13 protein-coding genes are annotated in these 16,643 nt (G+C 64.3%); 11 read left to right on the forward strand and 2 right to left on the reverse strand.

The annotated features are described in order from the left end of the window. Nucleotides 1-189: 189 nt before the first annotated feature. Nucleotides 190-1,371, reverse strand: coding sequence for an aminotransferase class V-fold PLP-dependent enzyme (locus NX05_RS11860; protein ID WP_039432119.1), 1,182 nt, complete (start codon nucleotides 1,369-1,371; stop codon nucleotides 190-192). Between the two features lie 65 nt (nucleotides 1,372-1,436). Here NX05_RS11860 and egtB point away from each other — a divergent pair, with 65 nt between their 5' ends. From egtB to NX05_RS11875, 3 genes are read left to right on the forward strand one after another with little or no spacing between them, the layout of a single operon-like run. After that, nucleotides 1,437-2,726 (forward strand): ergothioneine biosynthesis protein EgtB, encoded by a 1,290-nt coding sequence (gene egtB / locus NX05_RS11865; RefSeq protein WP_017113554.1) that lies wholly within the window; start codon nucleotides 1,437-1,439, stop codon nucleotides 2,724-2,726. Further along, on the forward strand, nucleotides 2,723-3,709 hold the full coding sequence (gene egtD, locus NX05_RS11870; protein ID WP_039432121.1) for an L-histidine N(alpha)-methyltransferase: 987 nt from the start codon (nucleotides 2,723-2,725) through the stop codon (nucleotides 3,707-3,709). Before egtB ends, egtD begins: the two co-directional genes overlap by 4 nt. Nucleotides 3,710-3,724: 15 nt before the next feature. Continuing rightward, nucleotides 3,725-3,994, forward strand: coding sequence for a DUF3253 domain-containing protein (locus tag NX05_RS11875; RefSeq protein WP_010370703.1), 270 nt, complete (start codon nucleotides 3,725-3,727; stop codon nucleotides 3,992-3,994). A 565-nt stretch (nucleotides 3,995-4,559) separates the two neighbouring features. Here NX05_RS11875 and NX05_RS11880 read toward each other — a convergent pair. Further along, a complete protein-coding gene (locus NX05_RS11880) occupies nucleotides 4,560-8,267 on the reverse strand; it encodes an indolepyruvate ferredoxin oxidoreductase family protein (protein WP_039432123.1) in 3,708 nt (1,235 codons plus the stop codon). A 194-nt stretch (nucleotides 8,268-8,461) separates the two neighbouring features. Here NX05_RS11880 and NX05_RS11885 point away from each other — a divergent pair, with 194 nt between their 5' ends. The 8 genes from NX05_RS11885 to NX05_RS11920 all read left to right on the forward strand — a co-directional run bounded on the left by NX05_RS11885 (nucleotide 8,462) and on the right by NX05_RS11920 (nucleotide 16,616). Then, complete coding sequence (locus NX05_RS11885) at nucleotides 8,462-9,097, forward strand: tetratricopeptide repeat protein (RefSeq protein WP_039432125.1); 636 nt, start codon at nucleotides 8,462-8,464, stop codon at nucleotides 9,095-9,097. Between the two features lie 868 nt (nucleotides 9,098-9,965). Then, complete coding sequence (locus tag NX05_RS11890; protein ID WP_010370693.1) at nucleotides 9,966-10,883, forward strand: AEC family transporter; 918 nt, start codon at nucleotides 9,966-9,968, stop codon at nucleotides 10,881-10,883. A 359-nt stretch (nucleotides 10,884-11,242) separates the two neighbouring features. Further along, the gene (locus NX05_RS11895; protein ID WP_039432127.1) at nucleotides 11,243-11,875 is read left to right on the forward strand and encodes a ParA family protein; all 633 of its coding nucleotides are present in this window, start codon (nucleotides 11,243-11,245) and stop codon (nucleotides 11,873-11,875) included. Nucleotides 11,876-11,890: 15 nt separating this feature from the next. Beyond that, nucleotides 11,891-12,367, forward strand: coding sequence for a SixA phosphatase family protein (locus NX05_RS11900; RefSeq protein WP_017116160.1), 477 nt, complete (start codon nucleotides 11,891-11,893; stop codon nucleotides 12,365-12,367). Between the two features lie 3 nt (nucleotides 12,368-12,370). Beyond that, nucleotides 12,371-12,943 carry a YceI family protein gene (locus NX05_RS11905; protein ID WP_039432130.1) on the forward strand — a complete coding sequence of 191 codons (573 nt, stop codon included), beginning with the start codon at nucleotides 12,371-12,373 and terminating at the stop codon, nucleotides 12,941-12,943. After that, nucleotides 12,940-14,961: a phospholipase D family protein gene (locus tag NX05_RS11910; protein WP_039432131.1), complete on the forward strand. Its 2,022-nt coding sequence runs from the start codon at nucleotides 12,940-12,942 to the stop codon at nucleotides 14,959-14,961. The genes NX05_RS11905 and NX05_RS11910 overlap by 4 nt, the downstream gene beginning before the upstream one ends. A 305-nt stretch (nucleotides 14,962-15,266) precedes the next feature. Further along, nucleotides 15,267-15,695: a hotdog fold thioesterase gene (locus NX05_RS11915; RefSeq protein ID WP_039432133.1), complete on the forward strand. Its 429-nt coding sequence runs from the start codon at nucleotides 15,267-15,269 to the stop codon at nucleotides 15,693-15,695. A gap of 21 nt (nucleotides 15,696-15,716) precedes the next feature. Then, nucleotides 15,717-16,616 (forward strand): lysophospholipid acyltransferase family protein, encoded by a 900-nt coding sequence (locus tag NX05_RS11920; RefSeq protein ID WP_172645702.1) that lies wholly within the window; start codon nucleotides 15,717-15,719, stop codon nucleotides 16,614-16,616. Nucleotides 16,617-16,643: the final 27 nt, after the last annotated feature.

A 16,643-nucleotide genomic window follows, 5' to 3' on the forward strand; every position in this document is an offset into this window, starting at 1 on the left:
AGTGGGCTTGCTAAAGGTCCTGGGCACTGCATCGCTGTTACCACCAACAATTGCGCGGAATCATCACCGGTCAGAGCGCGCTGGCGCGCGATGAAGCTCTATCGGTAATGCCTCATCGCGTGCGTTCGCTGCTACGCATGCCGGGCAACATACGCCAGATGCGTGTTATTCAACGCTAGCGCGCCTCGCTCACCTACCCGGGAGCGCTGCAATCACCCGTGACAACGCCTCGTCGGTGACGCTCAAATGCGGCGCGATCCGCAAGCGTCCGTGCCGCCGGGTGCAGATCACGCCGAGCGTGCCGAATAGGGTCGCCACTGCGTCCAACGCAGCTGCCGGTGGCCGCAGCGCAGTGAGATGCGGTGCATGACCAGGCGTGCACCAGCTGCCTAGACCACGCGCCTGCAAGGCCGCGTCCCAGTGCGTGGTCAATGCCCCCAACGTGTCCGCGATACGCACCGGCTGCCACGCATTGATCTGCTGCAATGCCACTGTGGCCATCGCGATCCGTAGCGGATCGGCAACTCCGCCGGCATCGAATCGCCGTGCACCGCTGCGATACAGCGGCGCGGTGGCAATCGGAAATTCCCAGCTGCTGCCGGCATCGCGGCCGATCCAGTGTTCTTCGATCGGCAGCCCGTCTGTGCGCCACTGCGGTGCCACCCAGAGCCACGCCAACCCCATCGGCCCGAGCAACCATTTGTGCCCGACGCTGACCACGAAATCCGGTTGCCAGCGCGGTAGATCAGGCGGCAACACGCCCAGGCTTTGGCTCAGATCCAGCACCAGCGCTGCCCCGCGCGCGTGCACGGCGGCGCTGATGCGGTCCAGATCCAGCGCCCGCCCGTCCAGCCAGTACGCATGCGGCAAGCTTGCGATACGCAGCGCAGGGGTCTCGGCAATGGTTTGCAGCACTGCATCGGTCAAGCTGCCATCGGTGCCCGTGGAGACCTCCACAAGATGCGCACCGGCCTCTGCGCAGCGGCGCTGCCAGATCAACAGATTTGAAGGGAATTGCCCTTCCAGCACCAGCACTGCGTCGCCGGGTTGTACGGGCAGATTGCGTGCGGCTGTCGCCAAGCCATGCGCAGCGGATGGCACCATCGCCACCGCGTGGGCATCGCCGTCGAACAGCGCGGCGGCAAGCACGCGCAATTGCTCGATCTGCTGTAACCATGTATCGAATGGCAACCGCCACGGCGCGGCCATCGCATCGACCGCCTGGTGCGCCACCGTCTGCACGGCGCGTAACAATGGACCGCGCGATGCTGCATCCAGATAAGTGACCTCGGCAGGCAGCGCAAATGCGTGATGGCGCTGGCTCCAATCGAGGGGAGTGGGAAGCGTGCTGGACAGAGAAGGCGATGACATTCCAACAGCTTACCGCTGGCTGCCACGCTGCCGACACGGCACGTTCACGGGCGCTCCCCAAGCATATGGGGATGTCTGCACTCTCCCCTCTGCTGGGCCACCACCAGCAACAGCAGTTGACGCTGCTGGAACGCTACGCGCAGACCCGCGCGCTGAGCGATCGTCTCGCCGCACCCTTGAGCGCCGAAGACGCGATGGTGCAGAGCATGCCCGATGCGAGCCCGAGCAAATGGCATCTGGCGCATACCACCTGGTTTTTCGAACGCTTCGTATTGCAAGCCGACCCGGCGTACCGCGTGTTCGACCCGTCCTGGGATTTCCTGTTCAACAGCTACTACCAGAGCGTGGGCCCGATGCATGCGCGCGCGCGGCGCGGGGTGCTGTCGCGCCCCTCGTTGCAGCAGGTGCGCCATTACCGCGCTGCGGTCGATGCACAGATGCAGCAGCGCCTGCGCGATGGCCTGCTCGATGCGCAGGCTTGCACCATCGTGCAGCTCGGCATCCAGCACGAGCAGCAGCATCAGGAGTTGCTGCTTACCGACATCAAACATGCGTTGTGGAGTAACCCGCTGCAGCCGGCCTATCGTGAGGCGGCAACGCCGCCCGCGGCTGTGGCAAGTACGCTGCGCTGGCATGCGCGCGACGAACAGATCGTCGAGATGGGGGCCGCAGCATGGCCGCAATCGGACACCTTTGCCTACGACAACGAATCGCCGCGCCACCGCGTGCTGGTCGGTGCACATGCGCTGGCAAGCCGCGTCGCGACGAACGCCGAGTTCCAGGAATTCATCGATGCCGGCGGTTATCGCAGCGCCGGTGCCTGGCTCAGCGATGGCTGGGCGATGGTGCAGGCGCAAGGTTGGCAACATCCCTTGTACTGGGATGCCGATGGCCGCGAGTTCACGCTGGACGGTTGGCGCACGCGCGATCCGCATGCGCCGGTCTGCCATCTGAGTTTGTTCGAAGCCGATGCGTTCGCACGCTGGGCCGGCGCGCGCCTGCCCACCGAAGCCGAGTGGGAACAGGCCGCTGCAGGCGTGTCGGTGCAGGGCAATTTCGTCGACAGCGATGCATTGCATCCGCGCGGCGCTGAAGCAGTCGACACCGGTATCCAGCAGCTGTTCGGCGATGTCTGGGAGTGGACCGGCAGTGCGTACCTGCCGTATCCAGGCTTTACGCCATGGCCCGGTTCGCTGGGCGAATACAACGGCAAATTCATGAATGCGCAGTGGGTGCTGCGTGGCGGCAGTTGCGCTAGCCCAGCCAGCCACCTGCGTGTCAGTTACCGCAACTTTTTCCCCTCCGATGCACGTTGGCAATTTGCCGGCGTGCGCCTTGCCAAGGATCTGCCTTGAACGCCGCCGCCCATGCCATGCAACGCGCGCACGCTGCGCTGACCGACCTGCGCCCACAGCCGGACGACATCACCGCCGACGCATCGGCGGGTCTGTCGCAAACCCCCAAGACGCTGCCGTCGAAATATTTTTACGATGCGCGCGGCTCGCAGTTGTTCGAAGCCATCACGCAGCAGCCGGAGTATTACCTCACTAGCACCGAACTGAGTTTGCTGGAAGCCAGCATGGCCTCGATCGCGCAGGCGATCAGTGCCGGCGTACATGTGGTCGAATACGGCAGCGGCAGCGGCCGCAAGACCGAATTACTGTTGCAGGGCCTGCGCGATGTGGTGGCCTACACGCCGCTGGAAATCTCGCGCACCGCGCTGCTGGAAAGCACCGCGCGGCTGACCCAGCAATTTCCAAAGATCCAGATGTTGCCGGTGTGCACCGACTTCACCAAGCCGTTGCGTCTGCCCGATGCGCAGCGCCCGGCGCGGCGCCACGTGGTGTTCTTTCCCGGCTCCACGTTGGGCAACTTCACCGACGCTGCGGCGATCGAATTGCTGGATGCGATGCGCCAGACCATGGGCAGCGACGGCTGCGCGCTGATCGGCATCGATCTGGACAAGGATGCCGGGCTGATCGAAGCCGCCTACAACGATGCGGCCGGTGTCACCGCCGAGTTCACCCTGAACCTGCTGGCGCGGCTCAACCGCGAGATCGGCAGCAATTTCGATCTGGACGGCTTTCGTCACCACGCGGTGTATGCACGTGAGCGCGGCCGCATCGAAACCTTCCTGATCAGCCAACGTGCACAGCGCGTGCAGGTCGGCGGCAAGGACGTTGACTTTGCCGAAGGCGAAGCGATGCAGGTCGAATACAGCTACAAATACACCGACGCGCGCTTTGCCGACCTGGCTGCCGCAGCCGGGCTCAAGGTCACGCATGGCTGGAACGATGCCAAGGATTGGTTCGGCCTGCGCCTTCTGCGTCCACTGTGATCACCCGGGGCAGGCGTGCAGCCGCCCGATGATGCGCAAATTGCCGCGCTGATCCGGCATTTGCTTGCGCAACGGCAGCCTGAGCAATCGATCTGCCCCTCCGAAGTGGCGCGCGCATTGAGCGATGACGCTGCCGTGTGGCGCAACCTGATGCCGCAAGTGCGTGCGGTGGCCGCAGCGGCCGCATGTGCTGGTGTCATTCGTGTCACCCAGCAAGGCAGAACAGTGCAATTGCCTGATGTTCGCGGGCCGATTCGCCTGATGCGCGGGCCGCGTTTCGGTTGAGGTTCGGCCTGCGCACTCAGGTCCCGATAGGACGACTTCGCATTGATCCATTGCAGAGCAGATGATCTCGACCCGCTGGTCGAAGATCGGTCGATCTGAAGCTTGGCTGCAGGGCCCTTGTCCGCCCACCATCGCAGGACACGCTGCAAGTACGTCCTTGTAAGCTCCAGTGCAGGCAACCAGCGAAGTTCGCTCTATGGAATAGACGCGGTCAGCTTGCAGCGCCCGAGCGCGAAGTCGTGCCGCCCTCGTATGGCGAGCTACTCCTTTGAGCCGCCGACCAATAACCTGGTGCGGTGTCCTTGCCGCTTGCGGGACCGTTGGCGGCATGGATGCGGCCATCGAGCCCCATGGACGGGTTTACGGCGTGTCCCGCGAGCGGCGAGGGCGCCGCTCGCTCGATTCAGCACGCTTTGCTCCAATCATTGAGTACATCCGAACGACGCAACGGTTTACCTGCCTCTCGCCTTGCCCCGATAAAGCAAACAGCAAAGCGGCGAAAAGGCCACCTCCTCATCAGAAAAAGTCGCAACCGTCCGCGCTAAAACGCTCGCCGAGCGCGGCCTCAGGCCGCCTGCACCACATGCAACGCCTTCGGATTGCGCCACTGCGCCAGCAGCGCGGTTTCGCGCGCCTTGGCTTCCTGCAGATGCGCATGTTTGACGTGGCCATAGCCACGGATATGTTCCGGAATGCTGGCAATCTGCGCTGCCAGGCCGACGGTATCGGCATCCAGACGTTCCAGGAGCATCTCGACCGTTGCACTGTAATCGGCAATCAACTGGCGCTCGCCACGCCGCTCTTGGCTGTAGCCGAATACGTCTAGCTTGCCGCCACGCAGGAACTTCAACCGCGCCAGTAGTTTGAAGGCAGTGAACATCCACGGCCCGTATTCGCGTTTGATCAGGTTGCCGTGCGCATCTTTCTTCGCCAGCAACGGCGGTGCCAGATGGAAGCGCAGCGTGTAGTCGCCTTCGAACTGCTGCTGCAACCGGCGCTGGAAGTCGCCACGCGTGTAGAGCCGCGCCACTTCGTATTCGTCCTTGTAGGCCATCAGCTTGAAGGCGTAACGCGCCACCGCCTCGGTGAGTGCGCTGCTGCCAGGCACGCGCTGCAGCTCGTGTGTGCGCACGCGTTCGACCAGGCTGCGATAACGCTGCGCATAGGCGGCATCCTGGTAGTCGGTCAAGAACCCAACGCGACGCGCGATGGCGTCGTCCAGCGATTGCGCCAGCTGCTCGTCGTCGAGCGGATCGGCCGGTGCAGCGACTTCGCCATGCAGCGTGCTGCCATCGGTCTGCGCCAGCGCACGCGGTGCGCCCTGACCGCTAAGGTCGTGCTCTTCCCAGCTGCCTGGGTCGCGCGCTTGCGGTATGTCGCCGTGCAGGTATGCAGGCGCGTCGGTGCCGGCCAGACCCGCGGCGCGTTGCACCGCCGGCAGATCGATCGCAGCCAAGCGGCCCCAGGCAAATGCCTGCTGATTCATCGCAACGGCCGCGCCATTGAGCTCGATTGCACGCATCAATGCGGCATGCGACAACGGCACCAACCCGTGTTGCCAAGCGTAGCCGAGCACGAACAGATTGCTGGCGATGGCATCGCCCAGCAATCCAGTTGCCAGCTGCGTGGCATCCAGCAACAACGGCTCCTTGCCACCGAGTGCGGTGCGCACACCGGCGATGATCTCGGCAGCGGGAAACTGCAGATCCGGTTGCGTGGTGAAGCTGCCTGGCATGGCTTCGTAGGTGTTGAGCACCACCTGGGTGCGGCCGTCGCGCACCTTGGACAGCACCCAATAATCGTTGACCACCACCATGTCGCAACCCAGTACCAGGTCGGCTTCGCCGGCAGCGATGCGCACGGCGTGGATGTCGTCAGGCTGGCGTGCGATGCGGATATGCGTGGTCACCGCACCGCCCTTTTGCGCCAGGCCGGTCTGGTCCAGCACCGTGGCGCCCTTGCCTTCCAGATGCCCGGCCATGCCGAGCAGCGCGCCGATCGTCACCACGCCGGTGCCGCCGACGCCGGTGATCAAAATATTCCAGGGCTGCTCCAGCGAGGTGCGCTTGGGCGGTGAGGGAAGCGTGTCCAGCAGCGTGCTGGCATCGCGCCGCTTACCCTTGCGCGGCGCGCCGCCATGCACAGTGACAAAGCTCGGGCAGAAGCCAGAAACGCAGGAATAATCCTTGTTGCAATTGGATTGATCGATCTGCCGCTTGCGCCCGAATTCGGTTTCTTTCGGCAACACCGACACGCAGAAACTTTTCTCGCCGCAATCGCCGCATCCTTCGCACACCAGCGAATTGATCATCACGCGCTTGGGCGGATCGATCAGTTTGCCGCGCTTGCGACGGCGGCGTTTTTCGGTGGCGCAGGTCTGGTCGAAGATCAGGATCGACACGCCTTTGGCGGTGCGCAGATGCTGCTGCACCGCATCCAGCTCAGCACGATCGTGAAACGCGACCTCGGCAGGAAACAGGTCGCGTCGCCGCGTCCACTTGCCGATGTCGTCGCTGACCACCGCAATGTCGTGGATGCCTTCGGCGCGCAGTTGATGCGCGATGTCCGGCACGGTGAGCGTGCCGTCCACCGGCTGGCCGCCGGTCATCGCCACCGCATCGTTGTAGAGAATCTTGTAGGTGATGTTGACCCCGGTGGCGACCGACTGCCGGATCGCCAACGAGCCACTGTGGAAATAGGTGCCATCGCCCAGGTTCTGGAACACATGCGGGGTATCGGTGAACGGCGCTTGCCCCGACCATGTCACGCCTTCGCCGCCCATGTGGGTGAAGGTGTCGGTGGCGCGATTCATCCAGGTCACCATGTAGTGGCAACCGATACCGCCCAGCGCGCGCGAGCCTTCCGGCACTGCGGTGGAGGTGTTGTGCGGACAGCCCGAGCAGTAATGCGGCACGCGCGGGAATTGCGCGCGCGGCAAGGCCATTTCCGCTTCCTTGGCATCCATCCAGCGCAGACGCTGTTCGATCGAATCGGTATTGATCGTGCTCGATTGCAGCAGGGGCTGGATGCGCCTGGCGATCACCCCCGCAATGGTTGCCGGCGTCAGCTCGCCGGTGGAGGGCAGGATCCACGCGCCCTGCTCATCGTACTTGCCGACAATGCTCGGCCGCGCGCCGGCACTGACCGGCCAGTTGTAGAACAGCTCCTTCATCTGGCGCTCGATGAAAGCCTTTTTCTCTTCCACCACCACAATGTCTTCCAGACCCTGCGCAAATGCGCTGATGCCCACCGGCTCCAGCGGCCAGCTCATGCCGACCTTGTACACGCGGATGCCGATCTGCGCGCAAGCCTGCGCGTCCAGGCCCAGGTATTCCAGCGCCTGCAGCACGTCCAGATAGCTCTTGCCGGTGGTCACGATGCCCAAGCGCGCGTGCGGCGAATCCAGCACCACCTTGTCGATGTGGTTTGCGCGTGCAAAGGCTTGCGCTGCGGCAATCGCATACCGGTGCAGGCGCATCTCCTGATCTACCGGCGGGTCTGGCCAACGGATGCTCAAACCGCCCGGCGGCAGTGCGAAATCCTCCGGCAGCACGATCGTGCGTGCGAACGGATCGATGTCCACCGACGCGGACGATTCCACCGTTTCGGCAATCGTCTTGAAGCCGATCCAGCGCCCGGTGTAGCGGCTCATCGCCCAGCCCAGCAGGCCCATGTCCAGGATGTCCTGCACCCCGGCGGGGTTGAGGATGGGCATCATCGCGCTGACGAATTCCTCTTCCGACCCATGCGGCAGGGTCGAGCTGCGGCACGCATGGTCGTCGGCGGCCAGCGCCAGCACGCCGCCGAAGGGAGAAGTCCCGGCGGCATTGCCGTGCTTGAACACGTCGCCGCTGCGGTCCACGCCCGGGCCTTTGCCGTACCACATGCCGTACACGCCCTGCACTTTCGCGCCGGGGAACAGGTTGGTCTGCTGGGTGCCCCACACCATGGTGGCGGCCAGGTCCTCGTTGAGGCCGGGAGTGAACGTGACCTTGGCCGCGTCCAGGTGTTTGCGCGCACGCCACAGTTCCAGGTCCAGCCCGCCGAGCGGGCTGCCACGATAGCCACTGATGAAGCCGGCGGTTTGCAGCCCGGCGGCGTCATCGCGCAGCCGCTGCAGCAGCGGCAGCCGCACCAGCGCCTGCACACCAGACAGATAGATGCGCCCATCGGTGCGCGTGTACTTGTGGTCCAGCGTGTAATCCGTATCCACCTGGCCGAGCTCCGGCGTGTTGGCAGAGTCGGGAGAAGAAAGCGCAGCGGTACTGGTCATGGCGTGCCCGGAAAGGTGGCTGGGCCCCGGTGCGCGTCATCTAAAACTATCTGACGCACCCGACGGATTCCAAAACGGCGGCGCAAAGTGTAACAGTCAGCTTTCACGCACCCGTCCCCGTGCGGATGCGCAGCCGACGCGCTGCAGGTAGGATGGGGACGGGAAGGAGTCGTTTGCTGTCAGGGGAAAATACAGTGAAAAGGAAATACGCGTGTGCCGCTCTGGCCCTGCTCGGAGGGGTGTGGTCGTTGGCGCAGGCGCAGAGCCTGCCCAAGCCCAAAGAGTTCTATTTCGACGAAGACCGCAGCACAACCAAGGCCGTGGTCGCCGTACAAGGCCAGGGCGATGCAGTCGTCGATCGGCTTGCGGCGATGGTGCAGCGTGATGCCCGTGCGGCCGATCCGCGCGCGCAGCTGGCGTCGCTGGCCTACGCCGGCGGGCGCACGCAGTTAGGTGATGAGCTCTACCAAGGCGCGCTGGCGCTGGTCTCCAACGGCAGTCAGCAGTACCGGGCCATTACCTGGAACTACGGATGGGATCTGCTGCGTGCCGACCAGCCTGACAAGGCGCTGCAGCAGTGGGCCAACCTGGCCAACGGCCGTCCGGCGACGGCGGCCTGGTTGCCGACGACGGCTGCACTCGCGCTCTGGCGCACAGGGCGCAAGCAGGAGGCGGTCGAGTGGTATGCGGCAGCCGTGCGCACCTGGCCCGACCTTTGGAGCAGCACCGCCAACTACGCAACCCTTTTGCCGGAATGGCGCGAAGCAGAGCGCGCCACCCTGGCCGAGGTCTTTGCCGCCTGGCAGGCCAAGCCGCCCGCGTTTCCGTAACCGCCTTGCCGCGCTGCGGGGATCTCCTGCAGCGCGGGTTGTGCACCGGATCGACGGGTTGCCGTGTACCTGATCGCTCGCTATCGATCTGGTGCGTTGCCTGCCGCTTACCTGCAGCGAAGGTTGGTAACGTCGATCCGCTAGCTCAGTGAAAGGCTGATCAGGTCTGCGCCTGATCGCGCAATCACGGCTGAGAACTTTGGCTTCCTGACATTGTGAGGTCGATGCGTGAGATGCAGCGCATTGGTCTGCAGCTTTCTGCAGGGCCCTTGCCGCCTACCATCGCAGGGCACGCTGCAAGTACGTCCCTGTAAGCTCCGTGGCTGCATCCATGCCGCCAAGGGTCCCGCGACGGTGAGCGGGCAAGGACCAATTGAGATGGTCGGTGTGTGAGTGCGGGCGACAGGTGGCGCTTGCTAGCTATGTAAACAAGCGCGGCCAGCTTGCAGCGTCCAAGCGCGAAGCCGTACTGCCTCCGCACCATGAGCAGCTTCTATAAATCCACCGACCAACTGTCTAGTGCGGTGTCCTCGCCGCCATCGGTCCCCCATGGACGGGTTCAAGGCGCGTCCCGCGAGCGTGAGGCCACCGCGCACTCGACGCTGTGGGTCTGCTGCAGGGCCTTGTCCGCTAAGCATCGCCAGACACGTTGCAAGGATGCGCTTGTCCAACTAACTGGCTGGAGCGATAAGGGCACCGCGCCTTCGATATGCTGGCTTCCGCATAGCCAAACAATGCCGTTGGAGCTTCGCGGTGACCGCAGCTTGGGTGGCGTGCGCCTCGCATCAGCCAAGCCAACAGATTCAACGATGCGCGCCACGCACGCTATGCGATCCTGTGCATCGCTTTCCAACGGACACGATCACACATGGCGGTAGATGCATTTGCCTTGATTCTGGCCATGTTGGGGCTGGGCCTGTTGTTCGCCCGCCTGCGGGTATTGCCGGACAACAGCGCCGATGTGCTCAACCGCATCGTGCTGTACATCTGCCTGCCGGCGTCGGTGCTGACCTATGTCCCGCGCCTGCATCTGGACGCCTCGCTGGGCGGGGTGATTGCCACGCCGTGGTTGCTCACCGCCATCATCGTGCCGTTGCTGTGGGGCTGCAGCCGCCTGCTGCGCGTCGGCCGCGCCGAATACGCCGCGCTGCTGATGTGCGTGGTGTTCACCAACTCCAGCTTTATCGGTTTTCCGATGGTGCGCGCGCTGCTCGGCGATCACGCGTTGCCGTATGCAGTGGTCTACGACCAGTTCGGCACCTTCGTGCTGCTGTCCACGTTCGGGCTGTACGTGCTGGCCCGCTACAGCGGCGATACCCCGCCAACCGCGCGGCTGATCCTGATGCGGGTGCTGCAGTTCCCGCCCTTGTGGGCGCTGCTGTTCGCCTTGACGCTGATGCCCGAGCAACCGCCGAACTGGATTGGCTCCGGCCTCAAGAACCTTTCCGATGCGATGTTGCCGCTGGTGATGCTGTCGGTGGGTTTTTCGCTGCAGCTGCGCCTGCCTGCGGACGAACTCAAGCCGCTGGCCGTGGGCCTGGTGTTCAAGCTGTTGCTGATGCCGGTCCTGGCCTTGCCGCTGTCCTGGGCGCTCGGCCTGCACGGGCAGATGCTGCAGACCACTGTGCTCGAATCGGCGATGCCCACGATGATCACCGCCGCCGCGCTGGCCATTTCGCACCGGCTGGCGCCACGTCTGGCTGCAGCGATGGTTGGCTACAGCATTCTGTTGTCGTTGCTGACGCTGCCGGCGTGGGCCTGGCTGCTGGCGTGGTTGGTGGCGTAAGGCTGCGGCACTGATATCCGCTAGAGGCAGCAGGACAGCAGCAGTGCTGCCCGCATGCGCTTGCGCCCGTCCCTTGGGTAAAGGGCGAGGCCCGATACCACTGCCATGCTGCATTGCGACGACGCCATCGCCCATGCAATGCACCCCTGCATTTGGGCAACACGTGTAGATGATCTTGCGCTGGGTGAGAGGTGTGTAGCCATTGCTTTGCGCACGTGCGGCACAAGGCGTTTGCGGCCATCTGCTGGAGGTCGGCGCTGTCTTTGCCTATACAACATCAACGCGTTTAACAGGTTTCGACTACTTCCTCACCTTGCCGCGGTGTACGCTGCCGGCTTGCTCCCGGAAGCGAGGCGTGCATGAAGACAGTTCTGGTGGCCGCCTCCAAAGGCGGCGTCGGCAAGACCACGATCGCCACCAATCTGGCCGCGCATGCGGCGTTGCAAGGCCAGCGCACCGTGCTGGCAGATGCCGATCCGCAAGGCTCGTCCACCCGCTGGGCGCAGCGCCGCGCCAGCCTGGAGAGTGCGGTACTGCCGATTGACGCCACCAAGCGCCGCAGCTGGCAGGCAGCCCTGCCGGACGGCACCGATGCCCTCATCATCGACGCGCCGGCCGGAGCGATGGCCGACGATCTGGGCGGATTCCTCGACCATGTCGATGCCATCGTGGTGCCGGTGTTGTCCTCGGCGCTGGATATCGAAGCGGTGGTCGGCTTTCTCAACACGCTCGCCAAGGTGCCGCGTGTGCACCAGCGCAAGCTGCCGGTGGGCCTGGTGCTCAATCGCGCCCGCCCCTGGACCCAAACCTCGCAACAGGCCGCCGACATGATCGGCAGCTGGCCGTACCCGCTGGTGACCCAACTGCGCGACACCCAGGCCTATGTAGTGATGGCCGGGCTGGGACGCAGCTTGTTCGATTACCGCTCGGCGCAGGTGCGCGACCATCAACAGGACTGGGAGCCGCTGTTCAAGTGGCTCAAGAAGTCCTAGAACCGGAAAGTTCCTATGCGCGAATTGATCTTGTTGCGACACGCCCACGCCGAACCGGCCGATACCGGCCAGGCCGATTTTGATCGCCCGCTGTCGCCGCACGGCATCGCTGAGGCTGAAGCGGCCGGGCGTTGGCTGCGCGAGCAGCGGCTGGTGCCCGACCGGGTGCTGTGCTCGCCGGCCCGGCGCGCCCGCGAAACCCTGGAAGCGGTGCTCGAGCTCACCGGCTATATCGAACAACGGCTGGACGAACGCATCTATGAGGCCACACCCGGCACCCTGGCCAGCCTGGTGGACGAACATCGCGAGGCCGAGCGCCTGCTGCTGGTCGGCCACAACCCTGGCCTGGAACGGCTGGCGGCGCTGATGCACAGCGGGCAGACCGGCGATTACCGTGGCATGCCCACTGCCTCGATTGCGTTGATGGCCCTGCCGCTGGACGCCACCATCGAGCCGGGCATCGCCCGCCTGACCGCCTTCTGGTGGCCTTGATCCGTGTCATCGTCGCTGCGCTGGTTCGCCTGGCTTGCGCTCTGGGTCACGCTGCCCTGCCTGGCGCAGCAGAAGGTGCATTCCATCGACCCGGCGCAATCGCGCTTCGGGTTCGAGATCAAAACCCGTTTCGGGATGAAGATCGAGGGGTTTTTCCCGCGTTTTCGCGGTGAAGTGGTGAAACTGCCCGACAAACGCCAGCAGGTGAGATTCCGGCTGGATGCCACCCAGGTGGAGATTCCCGGCAAGGATCGTTACACCAGCTGGATGCGGGGCGAGGATTTTTTCGATGTCGCGCAGTACCCGGTCGTTGAATTTGAGTCTCTGCCGTACACCGAGGATGTGATCAAGGGCGGTGGCGACATCACCGGCAACCTGACCATCCGCGGAATCACCCATACCGAGACCCTGCACTTGGCCCCGGCCGAATGCACCCGGCCGGGCTATGATTGCGACGTGATCAGTCGAGGTACGGTCCTGCGTGGACGTTACGGAATGAATGCGTGGCAGATGGCCCTGGGCGACAGGGTGACGTTCATTCTGCGTGGGCGCTTGCAGGAGGCGCGCCGCCCGTGAAGTGCCTGTTGAGGGTTCTCGTGCTGGCAACGTTGTTGCTCGGCACCGGATGCGCCAGCCTGTCGCAAACCGAACGCAACCGTGCCGCCGGCGTCGCCGCTGCGGCACGCAGCACCGTGGTGGATTGCACCCAGGCCAATCGCTGCGCGCAGCCGTCGCCGCTGCGCGCGCTGGGCGGCGAGGCGATCACTGCCTCCACACCGGCGGTGCCGCGGCATTACGCCACAATCGTTGACCACGGCGAAGAATCGCTGGTGGCCCGGCTCAATCTGATCCGCAGCGCCACCCGCAGCGTTGACCTGCAGACCTACATCTTCGACAAGGACGACAGTGCGCGCATGATCATGGACGCGCTGATGGATGCCGCACAACGCGGCGTCAAGGTGCGCATCCTGATCGATCAGCTGTCGGCGATCACCGATCTGCAGATTCTCGGTGCGCTGGCCAGCAGTCACGAAAACCTGCAGCTGCGCATCTACAACCCCACCTTCGGCAAGGTCAAACTCAACTACTTCGACTATGCCGGCAGCGTGCTGTGCTGCTTCCGCCGCTTCAATCAGCGCATGCACAACAAGCTGCTGGTGGTGGACGACGTGCTCGGCGTGGTTGGCGGGCGCAATTACCAGGACGACTATTACGATTGGGACAGCGAGTACAACTTTCGCGACCGCGATGTGATTCTGGCCGGTCCGGAAGTGCGTGCGATGGCCGCCAGTTTCGATGCGTTCTGGCGTGCCCGGCGCAGTGTGCCGGCCGAGCGGTTGAACGATGTCGGGCGCGTGCTGCTGGAGCAGGGCGTCCCGCAGATGCCACCAGCGAACTTCCGCCGGCCCGACCGGGTGGCGCGGGTGGATCACGAAGCGCGCGATGCGCAATTCGTACGCGAGGCTTTCGTGACCCCGGCCATACCGGTGCAGCACGTGCTGTATGTGGCCGATCTGCCACAAAAACACCGCAAGGAACATGCGGCCAAGGCGGTTTCCACAGCGCCGGAACTGGATGGCCTGATTGCCGGGGCGCAGCAGGAAGTGCTGCTGCAGACGCCGTACTTGGTGTTGTCTGACCAGGCGCAGGCGATCTTCCGCACGTTGCGCACGCACCCGCAGCCGCCGCGCATCGTGGTGTCGACCAATAGCCTTGCGGCCACCGACAATCCCATCGTGTATGCGCTGTCGTACAAGTTCAAACGCCGCAACATGCGCGAGCTGGGCTTCAATGTGTACGAGTTCAAGCCATTCCCGCTGGATGCGCCGGTGGATTACGCCAACCTGGTGCCGGATCCGCTCAACCCTGCTTCCGAAATCAACCAAGACAGCCGCAACAATCGCCTGATTGGCGGCAGTGCGGCTGGCAACGCGATGCGCGGCAGCAGCGGTGCAGATGGGAACACAAGCGCAAGTGCTGGCAGCGTGTTACGCGGCAGCAGTGGCAGTGGTCGTACACCGGGCGGCAGCGAGGTCGATCGGCGCGTGCTGCGTACCGAAACGCGGCCCTCGTTCCTGGGCACGCGCGCAGTCAACAAGCCGCTGCCGGTGACCCGCGCCGGTGCGCGCATGGGCTTGCATGCCAAGTCGCTGGTGGTGGATCGCCGGATCGGCGTGATCGGCACGCACAACTTCGACCCGCGCAGCGAGAACTACAACACCGAAGCGGCCGTGGTGATCGACGACCCGCGCTTTGCGCAGGCGCTGGCCGCCAGCATCGAACGCGATATGTCTCCGGAAAATGCCTGGACGGTGGCCCCGCGCGAAAAACCGCCGGTGCTGAGCGGGTTGAACTACAGCGTGGGCAGGGTCTCCGAAGCCTTGCCGGTGCTGGACTTCTGGCCGTGGCGCTACGCTACCAATTACCAGTTCCAGCCCGGCCCGGATTGCCCGTTCCCGCTCAAGCGCCAGGACCCGCAGTTCCGCAAGTGCTATGTAGCGGTGGGCGACTTCCCGGAGGTCAATGTCGGCCCGAAATGGCTGCTGGTTCGCATGCTCACCGCCTTCGGCGCCGGGCTGGTGCCGATTCTTTGATCGGCTGATGCGTTGCACTGGTGAAGACAGGTTGATGCAAGATGTTGCGCTGTATTGCCGGTAGATCGTCGTAGATGTGCGCAGGTTGCTAAGAGACGGTACGTAATAAGAGCAGCGCTGAGAAGTTGCACCCGTCGCAGACGGATTTGTTCAACGCATCGCATCATCGCTGCTGGCTGTTGGCACCCAGCCGCACTGTAACGTTGCATCGCACGCCAGGCACGTGGATGCTCTTGCGATTCCCGATTCCCGATTCCCGATTCCCGATTCCCGATTCCCGATTCCCGATTCCCGATTCCCAGCCCATGACCTTCCGCGAACCCGTCGATCTAGTTGCCCTCAACGCCGCCAGCCGTGACACCTTGATCGCACATCTCGGCATCGTGTTTACCGAAGCCGGTGACGATTGGCTGCGCGCCTCCATGCCGGTGGATGCGCGCACCAGGCAGCCCTATGGCCTGTTGCACGGTGGCGCCTCGGTGGTGCTGGCCGAAACGCTGGGCAGCAGCGCCGGCAACCTGTGCGTGGATATGTCGACCCAGATCTGCGTGGGGCTGGAGATCAATGCCAATCACCTGCGCGCCGCCACCCAGGGGCTGGTGACCGGCACCGCGCGCGCGGTGCACGTGGGGCGCAGGACGCATGTTTGGGACATCACCATCGAAAACCCGGCCGGCAAACGCGTCTGTGTGTCGCGGTTGACCCTGGCGGTGGTTGCGCGCGGCAATGGCTGAGCTCGCTCGGCAGTGGCATGCATGGAACAGCGTCGCCCGCTGCCGGCACTGCGCGGCAGCCACGCTGCTGTCACAATGGTTGCGCTTCCTTCCCCCGTTACCGGTTCCGTTCGTCGAATGAGCGAGTCATCCCTGTACGCCACGCGCGATGCTGGCGGCGCGTTGCGTTTGCTTCGTTACCTGTATCGGGTGCCGTTGCTGTTGCTGCATGTGTGTCTGTGCCTGCCGGTCACTGTGCTGTGCGTGATGGCGCCGCCGCTGGCACGGATTCGCGTCGGGCACGACGACACCCTCGACGAGCTGATGATCCGCTGGTGGCAGGGCAACCTGATGCGCGTGTTTGGCTTCCGGCTGCGCCACTTCGGTACGCCGTTGCCGGGCGCGACCCTGTTCGTGGCCAACCACGTCAGCTGGGTGGACATCTCCATGCTGCACAGCCAACGCGTGATGGGATTTGTGGCCAAGCGCGAAATCGCCGGCTGGCCGCTGGTGGGCTGGCTGGCGACCAAGGGCCAGACCATCTTCCATCAGCGCGGCAATACCGAATCCATGGGCGGAGTGCTGCAGGAAATGCTGCTGCGTCTGCAAAGCGGCAAGCCGGTCGGTGTGTTCCCGGAAGGGCGCACCCGCAGCGGCACCGAGGTTGGCCTGTTCCATGCGCGCATCTTCCAAGCGGCGGTAGAAGCCGGTGTGCCGGTACAGCCGGTGGCGCTGCGTTACGGCGTGCGCGGCAGTGCGCAGGCGGTGGTCGCGTTCGGTGAGCGCGAGAGTTTCTTCGCCAATATCGTGCGTCTGCTGGGCGAGCCGTCGCGGCTGGCCGAAGTGCACTTTCTTGAGCCGATTCGCGCGCTGGATATCGAAGGCCGTCGCCGACTGGCCGACATCTCGCGCCAACGCATCATCGCGGCGATGGAGTCCTAGCCGGCGATGCGCACGCACCTCTTCCCT

It is taken from the genome of Xanthomonas vasicola, assembly GCF_000772705.2.
Classification (GTDB): domain Bacteria; phylum Pseudomonadota; class Gammaproteobacteria; order Xanthomonadales; family Xanthomonadaceae; genus Xanthomonas; species Xanthomonas vasicola.

Excerpts from the sequence above, each read along its gene's own strand:
- NX05_RS11915 (WP_039432133.1), top strand. The coding sequence starts at position 15,267 with ATGACCTTCCGCGAACCCGTCGATCTAGTTGCCCTCAACGCCGCCAGC.
- NX05_RS11880 (WP_039432123.1), bottom strand. The coding sequence starts at position 8,267 with ATGACCAGTACCGCTGCGCTTTCTTCTCCCGACTCTGCCAACACGCCG.
- NX05_RS11860 (WP_039432119.1), bottom strand. The coding sequence starts at position 1,371 with ATGTCATCGCCTTCTCTGTCCAGCACGCTTCCCACTCCCCTCGATTGG.
- NX05_RS11920 (WP_172645702.1), top strand. The coding sequence starts at position 15,717 with ATGGAACAGCGTCGCCCGCTGCCGGCACTGCGCGGCAGCCACGCTGCT.
- egtB (WP_017113554.1), top strand. The coding sequence starts at position 1,437 with ATGGGGATGTCTGCACTCTCCCCTCTGCTGGGCCACCACCAGCAACAG.
- NX05_RS11895 (WP_039432127.1), top strand. The coding sequence starts at position 11,243 with ATGAAGACAGTTCTGGTGGCCGCCTCCAAAGGCGGCGTCGGCAAGACC.
- NX05_RS11900 (WP_017116160.1), top strand. The coding sequence starts at position 11,891 with ATGCGCGAATTGATCTTGTTGCGACACGCCCACGCCGAACCGGCCGAT.
- NX05_RS11890 (WP_010370693.1), top strand. The coding sequence starts at position 9,966 with ATGGCGGTAGATGCATTTGCCTTGATTCTGGCCATGTTGGGGCTGGGC.